The organism is Ferrimicrobium sp., assembly GCF_027364955.1.
In the GTDB taxonomy this organism is placed as follows: domain Bacteria; phylum Actinomycetota; class Acidimicrobiia; order Acidimicrobiales; family Acidimicrobiaceae; genus Ferrimicrobium.
In genome coordinates, this window is the sequence record NZ_DAHXOI010000006.1 from 169,337 (window position 1) to 182,369 (window position 13,033).

Consider the following 13,033-nt stretch of genomic DNA (forward strand, 5'->3'; position numbering starts at 1 on the left):
TGGTTCGAAGGGCACGCTCGTACCATCGACGTAGCCATCATTCACTCAGCGATACCGATGACGGCATCATGGCTGTTAGAACTTCAGACTCTCCAAGAGGGCCTGAAGCATCTCCCCTCGCTCAAGGTTCTCGGCGACATGCGCCACCGCCTCCGTAATGGTTGCATCGAGCGCCTGCCCCAGAAAAATACTGCGCGACAGGTTGTTCAAGCGATCTTGTACTTGTTGTTGCGCGAGTACAGAAGCGAGGTCAGAGGTAGCAATATCGGAGAGCAATTCGCGGGTATTGATGATCCCACTTTCGAGCTCAAGGCGATACAGCCGATCGGTGAACTCCTCAAGGTCCTCCACCCTGTGTTCCTGGTCCACGAGCAGCGAGAGGTAGAGTGCCAGCGCCCTTCCAGGAACAAGGAGATCGGCCGCTTGGGTGTCGAGTTCCGCCTCGGACATCCGCGCTCTTCGCTCTTGCCAACTCGTAGGCAGGTCATCACGCAGGCTTAACTGGTGTGCGACCGTTTTGACATTGCTGACCAGTGAACTGAGATTATCGGTATCCAAGAGACCTTCTGGCTCGCCGATGACGAGTCGTAGTTCGAGGGCAGAGGTGCAAACCAGATCCTGGAAACCGAGATAGGCGGACATCCGTGCGTCAAAGGAGGTCCCCGCGGACCAAAGTAGCCGGCGTACGCTCGTACGAGCATCCGTGAGCAGGAGTGCCAAGTAGACGTATTCGGCGGCTTCTACGATCGAGATGTTTGCAGCCGCGGCGATGGCTTGGACGCCAAAGACTCCGACATGGTTGACGATGACGTTAGCGATCGTGGTGGCGATCAGTTCGCGGCGCAGCGGGTGCCCAAGTGACAGCTGCTTGATACGCTGGCGAACCGGCAATGGGAAATACTCCTCATAGAGCCCATCGGTTAACGGGTGGTCCAACAGGGAACTCTCCATGAGTTGCTGATTGAGGTCCAACTTTACGTACGAGATGATGATGGATAACTCGGCCCTTGTCAACTTCCTCGCCGGTGGATGGGCCGCGGCGACTGAAGGATCGGGTAAGTGTTCAACGGCTGGGGCAAGGCCTGCGTACTGTACAAGATGGCCAAGTAGCCGGGTGATCTCTCCCCACGAGTGGTCGTAGCGCGCCTCCGCAGCCGAGAGTGCCCAGTTCTGATAGACGTTGTCGGCAAGCACCTGTGTCTCAACTTCGGAGACACATTGGGTTAGTATCTCGTTGCGCTGGTCGACGGTGAGCGCACCCTCATGCACGAGCGCATCTAGAGCGATCTTGATATTTACCTCGTGGTCGGAGGTATCGACGCCAGCGGAGTTGTCGATGGAGTCGGTGTTGCACCGGCCGCCGCTTAGACAGTATTCGATGCGACCGAGCTGGGTCATCCCGAGGTTGCCGCCTTCACCGATGACTCGAGCACGGACCTCGTTGCCGTTGACCCGAACCGCATCATTGGCCTTGTCAGCGACCTCTACATTGGCCTCCGATGTGGCCTTGACGTAGGTGCCGATGCCTCCGTTAAACAGGAGATCGACCGGCGCTTGGAGAATATGCCTGATGAGCTGATTGGGCTCGTAGATGGCTACCGGTATTCCAAGGGCCTCTGCAGCCTGGGACGATATTTTGATACCCTTGACGTTGCGCGGATAGACACCACCACCGGCGGAGATGGCAGATTCGGGGTAGTCCTCCCACGTTGTGCCTGCCCCGCGTGAAAAGATAGCGGACCGTGCCTGCCACGAGACCTCTGGCTCTGGATCCGGGTCGAGGAAGATATGGCGGTGGTCGAATGCCGCGATGAGTTTGAGTTGGTGGGATCGTAACGTACCGTTGCCAAAGACATCACCAGAGAGATCGCCAATTCCTACAACTCGAATCGGAGTCCGTGCGATGTCGATGCCGACGGCGTCAAAGAGATGCTCCACCGAGACCCAGGCGCCCTTGGCGGTGATGCCCATCTCTTTGTGGTCAAAGCCATGGGAACCTCCCGAGGCAAAGGCATCTCCAAGCCAGTAACCATGAGCTACGGCGATTTCGTTCGCGATATCGGAGAAGGTCGCCGTTCCCTTGTCGGCAGCGACGACGAGGTAGTGATCAGGGCCATCGTGGCAAACCGTGTCCTGGGGAGGAACGATTTTGCCGGCCACGAGGTTGTCGGTCAGTGAAAGCAACGTCTCCATGAAGATGCGATACGAACGCTCGATTTTGGCCGCATTGCGACTCTTCGGGTCGAGGTCTTTCACGATAAAGCCACCCTTGGAGCCGACTGGCACGATGACGGCGTTCTTTACCGTTTGTGCCTTCATGAGGCCCAAAATCTCGGTCCTAAAGTCCTCCATCCGGTCAGAAAATCTGATACCGCCTCGTGCGACCGGGCCACCGCGCAGGTGAACGGCCTCGGTGGTCTCGTTCCGTAGATAGATTTCGTAGCGTGGCTTTGGATCAGGAAGGAAGCTGAGGTTTCGAGGGTCGATCTTGAAGGCCACCGCTTTGCGGTCTGCTTGGAAGAGGTTAGTGCGAAGCATCGCACGAATGAGTTCCTCCATGCCCCGTAGCACTTTGTCCTGATCGAGCGAACTCACATTGCTCAATTCTTCCTCTAGTGATGCGATCAAACGTTCAGTGGACTCGTCGCGGTCAAGCTCGGAGATCTCGGGGTCAAAGCGGGTGTAGAACAGACGCACCAATGTGCGAGCAAGCGTTGGTTGATTCACCAAAGCCTGCTGGCAGTAGGCTTCGGAATATCCCAAGTTGGTAAGCCTCATATAGCTCGCAAGCGCCCTTGTGACCGCGATCTCGTCTGGTTTGAGTTCAGCGGTAATGGCAAGCTGATTGAGCTGATCGTTCTCCTCATCGCCGCGCCAAATAGCAGCCAACGACTGCTCTACCCGCTCGCGGACCCGTCCATGACCAAGACGTTGCAGCGCCTCATCGCCGTCGACGACAAGACCTAGGTCGATGATCCAGAGCTCTCGGTTCCCGGTTCTGCCTCGGTACGGCTGTTCATCCGAGACCTTCAGCCCGAAATTCTCGATTACCGGCAATATCTGCGACAGCGAGAGTCGACTCCCGATCAGAATTAAATGGAGTCGTAGCTCTCCATTGACATCGACGAGGAGACGTGTTGACAGTCGGCGATCGGACTCTAAGAGTTCAGCGATGGCGGTGAGGTCGGAGATGATGAAATCGTCGTTCTCTTCCTGTTGATAGCTCTCCTCAACGGATTCAGCGACCAGGTCTAACGCACCAAGTACGCGTGGCAATACGTCTTGGTCCACCTCTTGGCGAAGTTTCGTGCGGATTCTTGTTCTCCACGGGGTAGTGACACGGTCAAGCTCCTCGGCGAGCTTGTCGAGCCCCTCGGGAGTCAATGAGCCAAGAAGGATGTACTCTAAGACGAGGCGGCGTTCGGAGAAGAACCGGCCAATTCGCTTCGGGACACCGTCACAGAAGTTTGAGAGTGTGTCGTCGATTCGATCCTCAATGCCAAATTCGACTCTGTCACCTGGAACCAAGACGAGAAGGCGGCGCGGACCTGTCGGTGTTTGGCTCAAAAAGACCTGGGTGCGTGAGACCTCTTCGACCAAGAGGCCCGCTCGCGCGAGTTCAAGAAAGTCGTTCATCGGTAACGCCAGCACCGTATCGATGTTGAGCGAGGTGACAAAGTCCTGCAGGACACGGTAGGAGTGACTGGTGGGGAGTAGATTCAGTCGCTTGCGGGCGGTTTCGAGACGATCGGCGACCTCTGGGACGGCGAGTCCAATCGACCCGGTTCGTTGGGGGCGGAAAATCCCGACAAAGTCAACCTCTCCTTCAGGTGCCTTGAAAGAGACGGCACGGAGTTGCGAAAAGTCAAGAATCTCGGATCGTGCTGGAAGCACCTGGATGTGATAGTTCGTGCCAATATTACGTGGCCAGTGCCGGTCGATGGCGACGTCCTCACGGGTAATGCCGAGGTCAAGCCGTTGCCCTTTCTTTGGACGTCGAATCTCGGCAAACGGTAAAAAGTGAGAAAAGGCAGAGCTGCTGATGGGAATCTCAGTCTTGCCGTTGATGGGAAACTCCTGCTCCTCGATGAGGTGAAGGAGATCAGAGAGCATACGATCCCGGTCTCTGTTGAAGTGGTGGAGTTGTTGGTACCGTTTGGCCAGCGTGCGCAAGAGTTGCTCGGCCTCGACCTTGGTTACCGTCATCGGGATCTGGGCGGCGAAAAATGAGACGAGCTCGGTTGACTGTGCTGAGGCAACGTTGCACCCACAACGGGCGAGATCGGCGCGCTCGAGGATGGGGTGAATCGTGGTAAGCCGATCCGACTTCTCACGGATGGTCTGGAGGAAGGTGTCGACAAGAAACTCCATGTCGTTACTGACAATGGAGATCATGGTGCCTGGGGCGCGCATCGTTGAGAAGACGGATTCGAGCTCAGAGACACCCTCGGGTCGACAGCGTATGCGCAGGACATCTGACCCACGGACAATCTCCATCACGCACATGTCCTCGGCCGTAACGGTATCCAAGGTGTGGAGCTGGGCCGTGAGGGCTGCGATAACAAAATCGGTAGAGAAGGCCGTCTCTTCTTCGGGATCGATGTGGGCGGTGAACGAACGAGCGAATCCGAGAAAAGCTTTGCGTTTCTCAGGCGAACCCAATTGGGATTCAAGTTCTCGTAGACGTTCCTTCAATCCGCTAAAGACCGGATTTTTCCCAAGCTTCTTCGTTGTAAGTGTCAACTTCGACTCCTTTGTCGAGTAGATCTCCCTCTAATTTAGCGCGTTCTAGACTGAGATCGTCACGTTCAAGGGTTCTGGACTTGTTCTTCGAGGTTGTGGTGGGCCTGTCTGCCGTAGTGCTTCGGCACAAAATCTCGAAGACTTGATACCGATGCCAGGCGTGTGTGCAGTAACGGTGTTAGGTTAAGGGGGAGGAGGGACTGTAAGTTATGCGTCGATCCGTCTACTGGGCCTTGGCGTGGCCGTTCTATCTTGCCCTCGCTCTGCTCTTCGTTGTGCTAGTCGCACTCCTTGGTCTCGATCTTCTCAGATTTGCCTATCAGCGGATTGGCATCGCGCCCGGTTGGTTGCTGCTCATTCTTGTCGCGACGATTGTCGGGAGTTTTATCAACATTCCAGTGGCGAGACTGCAAAACCCGATAGAGGAGCCGGTGGAGCGTTCGATCAGTTTCCTTGGGATCCGCTATGTTATCCCGACCCCACCTCGCCCAAGCGAGACCTCGATTGCGGTCAATGTAGGCGGCGCGGTGATCCCAACGGTTCTCTCAATCTACTTAGCTGTGCACGACCACCTCGAGCTGCTGGCGCTCATCGGGGTCGTTATTGCAGCAGTTGTGGTGCGATTGGTTGCTCGTCCTATCCGTGGCGTGGGTATCGCAGTGCCGATCCTCCTGCCGGCTCTGATGGCGGTTATCCTGGCCTCGTTGCTAACGATTCACTACCTCGCAGCACTGGCCTACATCATCGGTGTGATGGGCGTTCTCATCGGCGCTGACCTCTCGAATCTCAACAAGACGAGGACGCTCGGCGCATCCATCGTCTCCATCGGCGGTGCCGGGACCTTCGATGGGATTTTCTTGACGGGTCTCCTGGCGGTGCTCTTGGCTTCGATCTGACGAGTGCGCGAGCACTGACCTCCTAGTCGACGCCCTGTGCGTGTCTATTGCCCTTGGCTCAGGGAATATCCAGGTACGCCGTCAAAGGCGTAGAGCCCCTCTGTTTTGATGAACGGGAGCCCTGCTGCGTCGAGCCGATTCAGCTGGTCGATCAGATCCGCAGTAGTGATAGTAGCCCCAGGCACACGTGCCTGGAACCGGCAGCGCCAGTGATCGACGCAAAACGTCTCAGCAGCTCCATTTGGATAGACTTTTTGCCCACGATTGCTGATCATGACCAACGTGAGGTTCGGGTTGAGGTGCGCTTCGATCTGCTGTCCAAGCTGGTTCACGTCCCCCCGATACTCGAGAAAGATATCGATTCCCTCAAGCGTCTTGATCTCTATTGGACGTTCTTTGAGCTTGACGATGATCGGCTCCTCTGACGCTGGGTAGTGAGCAGCAAGGAGTCGCTCCGGGGTCCGGCCCAGTCGCTCGATGACGGCATCAGCGAAGGCGTCGGTGCCCACCTTCTTTGTTGATACCCCATCGGTATAGATGTCAGGGGTATGAATGCCGTCTTCGATCGTGCAGAGCCATGCGTTATGGACCCGAGTCGCAACCGACCCGAGGCCCAGATGGACCAGCATCAGGACGGCGCCCATCAAGAGACCAGAGGGGTTGGCGATGTTGTGGCCAGCTAGTGGGGGTGCCGAGCCATGAATGGCCTCGAACATGGCGATCTCATCGCCGATATTGGCGCTACCGGCCAGCCCGACGGAGCCGGTGATCTCGGCGGCTACGTCAGATAAAATGTCGCCGTAGAGGTTTGGCAGGACGAGGACATCGAACTGCTCGGGTGCGGTGGCAAGTTTCGCCGTGCCAATATCGATGATCCAGTGCTCGGCCTCTATCTCCGGATACTCGGCCGCCACCTCGTCGAAGATCTTGTGGAAGGTGCCGTCGGAGAGTTTCATGATGTTGTCTTTGGTGAAGCTTGTCACCTTGTGGCGATGGTAGCGGCGTGCGTATTCAAAGGCATAGCGAATGATGCGTTCGCTGCCGGGTCGGGTGATAAGTTTGAGGGTTTGAAACACATCTTGGGTCTGACGATGTTCGATGCCGCCATAGAGGTCTTCTTCATTTTCACGGACGATGACGAGATCCATCCCCGGGTGTTGGGTGGGTATGAAAGGAGAGTAAGAGATACAGGGTCGAATGTTGGCGTAGAGGCCAAAAGTTTTGCGAATGGTGACGTTGACGCTTTTGAATCCGCCACCTTGTGGAGTTGTGATCGGCGCCTTTAAGAGGACCTTGGTGCGCCGCAGCGAATCCCATGCCTTTGGTTCGATTCCCGAGGTAATCCCTTGGTCAAAGACCTGTGCTCCAACCTTGATCCGTTCGATCTCGAGATCTGCCCCCGCCTCGGCGAGAATTCGCAGCGTCGCCTCCATGATCTCGGGGCCGATTCCGTCCCCCTGAGCCACAGTGATGCGTCTTCTACTTTCAGTGGTCACGTCCGCTCCTCGCCAACTCGTTGATCCATCGCCAAGACCGGTCTATTCGGGTATCTCAAGAGAGAGCGGTCATTGTCGCGACAAACAGATTGTAGACGACAGTGTCATGGGCCGCCAAATGGGAGCATCTCAATGCCTGACAGGCTCGTGCTAGATGGCTGGGGAGAGTCCCAGATGGGTGCGGACTCAGATCCTGGGGTCAAGATGGATCTTGTCGTGAACCATGGGTGGTCAATGGTGGTGTCCGACCGCGCATCTCCCAAGATCAGCCAAGGCGGTGCTGGAAGGAGTGTGCTGTCAGAAATGTATGGCTCGCAGTGTCCGAAGCCACTCAGGCTTTTCCTCCGCAATCTCTTGCACCCACAGTTGTCACCTCGTTGCGGTGCCGTGACGTGGGCTCAAGCCATGGGTGAGGTCGATCAGTGCGCTCATTCCAGGTGTCTTGTGATCGTTGTGCTGATGCGGTGAGGGGATCGATTACGGGAGGGCGGATCGATTGAATTAGGTCCGTGTTAGCCTTAGCGGAAGGATCCAAGCTTGACGAATCTCATCAGATCGGAGACAGGTATGAACACGGAACAGCTTGAACAGATGACCCGCGGTGCTGGCTTTATTGCGGCGCTCGATCAAAGTGGTGGAAGTACACCTGGCGCCCTCGAGCTCTATGGTATTCCTCGCGAGTCCTACGATTCGGACGAACAGATGCTATCGCTGATGCACGCCATGCGAGAGAGAATCGTTACCAATCCGAGTTTTGGCGGTGATCATGTCCTCGGAGCTATCCTCTTTGAAGACACGCTCGATCGACAGTTTGCGGGGGTCGATGCCGCGACCTATCTGTGGGGCCACAAGCAGGTGGTTCCCTTCGTGAAGGTCGATAAGGGTCTGGCCCCTGAGGCCAACGGGGCCCGCTGCATGAACCCGATGCCCGGCTTGGATGCCCTGTTGGACAAGGCGATCGCAAAGGGAGTCTTCGGTACAAAGATGCGGTCTTTTATCCAGCTAGCCGATCCCGTTGGCGTACAGGCGGTGGTGGACCAGCAATTCGAGATCGCCAGGAGCATCCTTGCCAAAGGCCTCATCCCCATTCTTGAACCCGAGATCGATATCGCTAGCCCGGACAAGCAAGTTGCCGAGAGCCTGCTTCGAGACGCCCTTCTCAAGGGACTTGATGCATTGGATGATGATCAGTTGGTCATGCTCAAACTTACGCTACCCGAGCGTGATGATTACTATGCCTCGTTGATGGAGCATCCCAAGGTGGTGCGCGTCGTGGCGCTCTCTGGAGGGTACACCCGTCAACAGGCGATCGAACGACTCGTTCACAACCACAAGATGATCGCGAGTTTCTCACGAGCACTTACCGAAGGCCTCCACGTCGACATGAGTGACGAGGCGTTTACTGCGGAACTCAAGATCGCGATTGAACAGATTTACACTGCTTCGATTAGCTAAAAAGTCCCCTACGGCTTGTGATGGTCACTTGCCGCCTTGGTAATCGATCACCTCAACTTGGTCTCCTCGTCCGATGATCGCCGTAGTCACCATCTCTGGGGGGAAGAGACCGTGTTCGATGAGGCCAGGGGTGCCAGAGAGTCGAGCAGCTGTCTCTCTTGGATTCATCAGTGGTCCATGGTAATCGGCGATAATACCGCCATCAGGGCTAGATGGCACTGCTCTGAGGATGACATCGCCTAAACGGCGAAGAGTCGAGCCAAGACCAAAGGCGAGCAGCTCGATCGGGATTGGGCCTTTGAGCACAGCAACTGGTTTCGTCGAATCAGCGATCACGATAAAGCGATTGGCAGTGATGGCAACGAGTTTTTCGCGCGTGTGGGCGGCTCCTCCTCCTTTGATAAGCCAGCCATCTGGGGTGATTTGATCGGTGCCGTCGATTGCTAGATCGAGGATGGCGAGCTTCGTGAATGGCGCTACATCGATACCAAGCTGTCGCGCGAGATCAGCGGTATGAGGGGAGGTAGCGACGCAGCGGATTTTGCGATGGCGGCGTGCAAGCGCCGGCAAGAGAAAGCCGACGGTTGAACCCGTCCCAAGACCAACGGTCATGCCGTCTTCGACAAGCTCTGCGGCGGCCTCGGCTGCAAGCTGCTTCTCTCGGTCTACCTGATTGCTTGTACGCACCGTTGGCCTCCCAAGAAGATCACTTCCATTGTTTGACTGACCTAGGCACGATTCTATCATGCGCCTAGCTGATGTGAAGTTTTTAGCGTTTGGCCCGTACTACAGCAACCCCGTCCCCGTGGGAGTCTGTAACAAACCCGAGATGGTTCACCGATCCGGTGAGGACGTTAAGGCAAAGGACTACGACCTATCCTGATTCAGGACAACTTCCTTCGCTCGGACCCTGTTACTTGCGACTTCGCTGAGGCAAATTCACAACTCATGATGTCGATGGTGTGCGGGCACTCGTTGAGCTTCGCCGCTGTTTGCGCCAGTAATCTGATGGTCGATGGTAGGTACTGCGGGTCCACCGTCCTTACTCGAGAATCAGGCGCGGCTGTCCTTGTAACTCCATCATCTCTTCCGGATTCATGGAATCGAGCCACAGACCAGCGAGTTCGATTCCGCGACCCGAGACCAGCAACAGAGCGGGAATCTCGTGCCACAATACTGACGTCCCAAAAGGCGACGTATTCGAAAAGCAGTGGATCACTCCACTTGTGAGCAGAACGATCTGGTCCACGACCTCGCGAGGGTGATGCCGGCGACGTTTCCAATTGTGCGGTGATGGGTGAAAAGGTTTGCCTAGCAAGTGCCTTCATGGCAAAAGAGCGACGTTGGCCGCCGCGTCGTTGAGTCGGTCGGCGCCGACCCCACGACGATGCAGGCGGGCGTTAGGCTCACCTGCGCGGGCATTATGGGGTGGTTGCTCTTGGCCGGCGGCGAATCGGAGCGCAAAGAATCGGTGTCGAGAACGGTGGCATGCAACCAGGCGGCAGGTTCGTATCTTGCCTAAAGGATGATAAGCAGGCGGGCTACTCGTAGTATTTCGGTCGGACACGACGAGTGGAGGTGAAGGGACTCGAACCCTCGGCCTCTACATTGCGAACGTAGCGCTCTACCAGCTGAGCTACACCCCCGCGTGAACCAGTCTATCCGGTTCTCAGGCGATCGCTCGCTCTGATGTGGTGCCGCGAGAACTCGCCAAGCCCTGTCGTGACGTGGCATAGGTCGGACGAGCACGAGTCGCATTGTGGCTTGCTCGAGCAAGGGCGAGGAAAACCGTTATCGAAACCAGGCTGATGGTGGTGAGCAGCAACCCGATCGGTGCTGCGACGACGATCAACAAGATTCCAATGAGTAGTGAGCCACCGAGAGAAGCAAGCGTTCTCTGCCTGCGACGGTACGGCGGCAATGAAGCTGCCGTCGAGGAGCGTGCCGGACGATTCGTGCTTCTTGGCTGAACAAGTGGCCGACTCTGGATGCCGGTCTCAAGCGCCCACAGCTGTTGGCGAAAGGTCACAATAGACCGGAGATAGTCTTTGCGCCTTCGAGCGCTGAAGAAAGGTTGCATAAGCACCAAGGACCAACCGACGATGAGAATCGCCACTACTTCAGCCTGCATACGCTCATTCCCCCTCTTCGCGTCGCCAACTACCTGACTTCCCGCCGGTTTTCTCCCACAGTGCGAGTTCACCGATTACCATCGACCGATCGTATGACTTGCACATATCGTAGATCGTTAAGGCGGCAATCGATGCTGCAGTAAGAGCCTCCATCTCTACACCAGTTCGATCCACCGTCTCAACCTGGGCCTCGACTTCAACGAAGGTGTCCCCCAGGGTGAAGTTAATGTAGACCGATCCAATCAAAAGAGGATGACACAGCGGTATGAGATCTGGCGTGCGTTTTGATGCCTGGATACCGGCGATTCGAGCTGCTCCGAGCACATCGCCTTTATTGACGGCGTTGTTTGCCACCAGCGCTGTGGTCTCTGGCTTCATAAAAACCTTACAGCGCGCAAGTGCGCGCCGGTGTGTTGGCTCTTTGGGGGTGACATCAACCATTCTTGCCCGACCCAGTGGGTCGAGGTGGGTGAACTCTCGATCTGCCATCCCTACACTTTAGGTGACTCTCTCACCGCGTGGCGGCAGTTTTTTGATTACCCGCCGATTTGGCTCATGGATTTTTGTGGTCGGATGAAGTTCACCCTGCCAATGGAGTGTCCGGCCCACTTGGTGGCGATGATTGCCTCGATCTTGGTGGTGAGTTGTTCCGGGGTGGCGTTCTCTCGCACAAGGCCTCGGAGATCGTGCTCATCGAGGGCGAAGAGGCAGGTTCGAATCTTTCCCTCAGCGCTTAAGCGCACGCGGTCGCAGTCGCCGCAAAAGGGTTTCGTGACGGAAGGAATGATTCCGAATGATCCCTTACCATCTCTGTACCGGTAGGTTGTAGCGGGAGCATGGGTCCGCTCGATCGGATCGACAGGGTAGACGCTCGCGATCTGGGCAAGAATCTCGTCGGCAGAGAGCACATCCGTTCGTTCCCAAGCATTTGCCCCGTCGAGCGGCATGAACTCAATAAATCGCACTTGCAGGTCGCGTTCTCGACCAAAGGCCGCGAAATCAACGATCTCGTCGTCATTGATGCCCTTCATCGCGACCACATTGACCTTCAGTGGGTGAAAGCCTGCAGACTGTGCGGCTTCGATCCCCTCGAGCACTCGTTCAAATTGGGGACGTTTGGTGATTTGGAGAAAGCGATCCGCTCGAAGGGTGTCGAGGGAGATATTGATGCGGTCAAGACCGGCGTCGCGTAACGGTTCAGCGACCAACGGGAGCGTCACTCCATTGGTCGTCATGGAGAGGTTGACCTTGTTCCCTTCGTGGGTGGTTAACGAAGCGAGCATTGCAACAAGGCGTGGTAACTGGGCTCGAACCGTTGGCTCCCCGCCAGTGAGCCTGATGGAGTCGATATAGAAGCGCTCTACGAAAATTCGACTGATCGCCGTGATCTCCTCGAAGGTCAACAGTTCACTGCGCGGGAGCCACTCGATCCCCTCCTCCGGCAAACAATACGTGCAGCGGAAATTGCACCGGTCGGTGACAGAGATTCGAAGGTCTCGAATCTCACGACCGTAGCTATCTATCAAGTGCTTTCGAGGATCCATACTCTAGTAGCGTAGTGACAGTGGGCAATGGTGAAACCTCGAGGTTAGGTACATGACGCCGCTTGTATGCCTTCTGACTGGTGGACACTCGCGTCGGATGGGGAAGGATAAGGCTGGCTTATATCGCGATTGCGCGACACAGGCGATCTGGCTCTCGTTGTTGGTGAAGGAGGTGGTTGGTCCTCGGGTGATTGAAGTGGGCGGTACGTGGACACACGGGGATGCGTATCTCGACGCAGGCCTCGGACCAGCTTTCGCGCTTCACGAGGCGGCGCGAGCAGGGGTACTTGGGCACTCCGGAACGGTTATCGTGCTCCCAATTGATCTCTATCGTCTTGAGGCAACGGGTCTTCGTTGGTTTGTACGTGAAGGTCTTCGCATGCCGAGCGTGCTCGTTGTTGACCAGACCCCAAGTTGGGTAACTTTTGGGGCGCCTGTGGAGATATTGCTACACAGACCTCAAGATGGGTCATTGCGCGCATTGACGTCACAACTACGACCTCTCAAGGTTCCGCCGTCGCTGGAGGGACAGTTTCGTGATAGCGACTATCCATGGGAGCTGCCTACGACTGTTTCAGCACCTTAGGACGCAAGCAATAATAACCTGAACAGTTATGGGGCAGGCTGCTGGTTCCGCGGTCTCAGTCGGTAGTTCCATTCGCCGTGGAAATCATTGCGTTCTATCGCTAGCGTGGCGAGTTCCTCATCCGAGACCTTGATTCCGGGTGCGTAGGTGTTCTCATCGAGAGTCGCCCTGATCCGCAACC

General features: G+C 56.4%; 11 protein-coding genes, 1 tRNA gene and 1 pseudogene. 4 read left to right on the top strand and 9 right to left on the bottom strand.

The genetic code is table 11. The annotated features are described in order from the left end of the window. Positions 1-75: 75 nt before the first annotated feature. Positions 76-4,743, bottom strand: a complete 4,668-nt coding sequence (locus M7Q83_RS06295; protein WP_298336499.1) for an NAD-glutamate dehydrogenase domain-containing protein — start codon at positions 4,741-4,743, stop codon at positions 76-78. Positions 4,744-4,952: 209 nt separating this feature from the next. Between M7Q83_RS06295 and M7Q83_RS06300 the strand changes: the two genes are divergently transcribed. Then, positions 4,953-5,639 carry a DUF1614 domain-containing protein gene (locus M7Q83_RS06300; RefSeq protein ID WP_298336501.1) on the top strand — a complete coding sequence of 229 codons (687 nt, stop codon included), beginning with the start codon at positions 4,953-4,955 and terminating at the stop codon, positions 5,637-5,639. Between the two features lie 44 nt (positions 5,640-5,683). On the opposite strand, the gene M7Q83_RS06305 is transcribed toward M7Q83_RS06300, so the two are convergent. Beyond that, positions 5,684-7,135: an NADP-dependent isocitrate dehydrogenase gene (locus M7Q83_RS06305; protein ID WP_298336503.1), complete on the bottom strand. Its 1,452-nt coding sequence runs from the start codon at positions 7,133-7,135 to the stop codon at positions 5,684-5,686. Between the two features lie 567 nt (positions 7,136-7,702). Between M7Q83_RS06305 and M7Q83_RS06310 the strand changes: the two genes are divergently transcribed. Further along, positions 7,703-8,590: a fructose bisphosphate aldolase gene (locus tag M7Q83_RS06310; RefSeq protein ID WP_366526380.1), complete on the top strand. Its 888-nt coding sequence runs from the start codon at positions 7,703-7,705 to the stop codon at positions 8,588-8,590. Positions 8,591-8,614: 24 nt separating this feature from the next. Here the strand turns inward: M7Q83_RS06310 and rpiA are convergent, their stop codons facing one another. Continuing rightward, on the bottom strand, positions 8,615-9,277 hold the full coding sequence (gene rpiA / locus M7Q83_RS06315; RefSeq protein WP_298336507.1) for a ribose 5-phosphate isomerase A: 663 nt from the start codon (positions 9,275-9,277) through the stop codon (positions 8,615-8,617). 355 nt (positions 9,278-9,632) lie between these two features. Further along, positions 9,633-9,839: a hypothetical protein gene (locus tag M7Q83_RS06320; protein WP_298336509.1), complete on the bottom strand. Its 207-nt coding sequence runs from the start codon at positions 9,837-9,839 to the stop codon at positions 9,633-9,635. A gap of 69 nt (positions 9,840-9,908) precedes the next feature. Here M7Q83_RS06320 and M7Q83_RS06325 point away from each other — a divergent pair, with 69 nt between their 5' ends. Next, positions 9,909-10,112 carry a hypothetical protein gene (locus M7Q83_RS06325; RefSeq protein ID WP_298336511.1) on the top strand — a complete coding sequence of 68 codons (204 nt, stop codon included), beginning with the start codon at positions 9,909-9,911 and terminating at the stop codon, positions 10,110-10,112. A gap of 51 nt (positions 10,113-10,163) precedes the next feature. On the opposite strand, the gene M7Q83_RS06330 is transcribed toward M7Q83_RS06325, so the two are convergent. The 4 genes from M7Q83_RS06330 to moaA form a co-directional block, all read right to left on the bottom strand. Then, a tRNA-Ala gene (locus tag M7Q83_RS06330) sits at positions 10,164-10,236 on the bottom strand. 23 nt (positions 10,237-10,259) lie between these two features. Further along, positions 10,260-10,721 carry a hypothetical protein gene (locus M7Q83_RS06335; protein ID WP_298336513.1) on the bottom strand — a complete coding sequence of 154 codons (462 nt, stop codon included), beginning with the start codon at positions 10,719-10,721 and terminating at the stop codon, positions 10,260-10,262. A gap of 4 nt (positions 10,722-10,725) precedes the next feature. Continuing rightward, positions 10,726-11,211, bottom strand: a complete 486-nt coding sequence (moaC, locus tag M7Q83_RS06340; RefSeq protein WP_298209769.1) for a cyclic pyranopterin monophosphate synthase MoaC — start codon at positions 11,209-11,211, stop codon at positions 10,726-10,728. A 47-nt stretch (positions 11,212-11,258) separates the two neighbouring features. Beyond that, positions 11,259-12,266, bottom strand: a complete 1,008-nt coding sequence (moaA, locus tag M7Q83_RS06345) for a GTP 3',8-cyclase MoaA (RefSeq protein ID WP_298336518.1) — start codon at positions 12,264-12,266, stop codon at positions 11,259-11,261. A 52-nt stretch (positions 12,267-12,318) separates the two neighbouring features. Here moaA and M7Q83_RS06350 point away from each other — a divergent pair, with 52 nt between their 5' ends. Further along, the gene (locus tag M7Q83_RS06350; protein ID WP_298336520.1) at positions 12,319-12,852 is read left to right on the top strand and encodes a hypothetical protein; all 534 of its coding nucleotides are present in this window, start codon (positions 12,319-12,321) and stop codon (positions 12,850-12,852) included. A 26-nt stretch (positions 12,853-12,878) separates the two neighbouring features. Here the strand turns inward: M7Q83_RS06350 and M7Q83_RS06355 are convergent. Further along, a pseudogene (locus M7Q83_RS06355) lies at positions 12,879-13,033 on the bottom strand (ISAzo13 family transposase); the annotation flags it as partial.

Excerpts from the sequence above, each read along its gene's own strand:
- M7Q83_RS06300 (WP_298336501.1), top strand. The coding sequence starts at position 4,953 with ATGCGTCGATCCGTCTACTGGGCCTTGGCGTGGCCGTTCTATCTTGCC.
- M7Q83_RS06310 (WP_366526380.1), top strand. The coding sequence starts at position 7,703 with ATGAACACGGAACAGCTTGAACAGATGACCCGCGGTGCTGGCTTTATT.
- M7Q83_RS06335 (WP_298336513.1), bottom strand. The coding sequence starts at position 10,721 with ATGCAGGCTGAAGTAGTGGCGATTCTCATCGTCGGTTGGTCCTTGGTG.
- moaC (WP_298209769.1), bottom strand. The coding sequence starts at position 11,211 with ATGGCAGATCGAGAGTTCACCCACCTCGACCCACTGGGTCGGGCAAGA.
- moaA (WP_298336518.1), bottom strand. The coding sequence starts at position 12,266 with ATGGATCCTCGAAAGCACTTGATAGATAGCTACGGTCGTGAGATTCGA.
- M7Q83_RS06350 (WP_298336520.1), top strand. The coding sequence starts at position 12,319 with ATGACGCCGCTTGTATGCCTTCTGACTGGTGGACACTCGCGTCGGATG.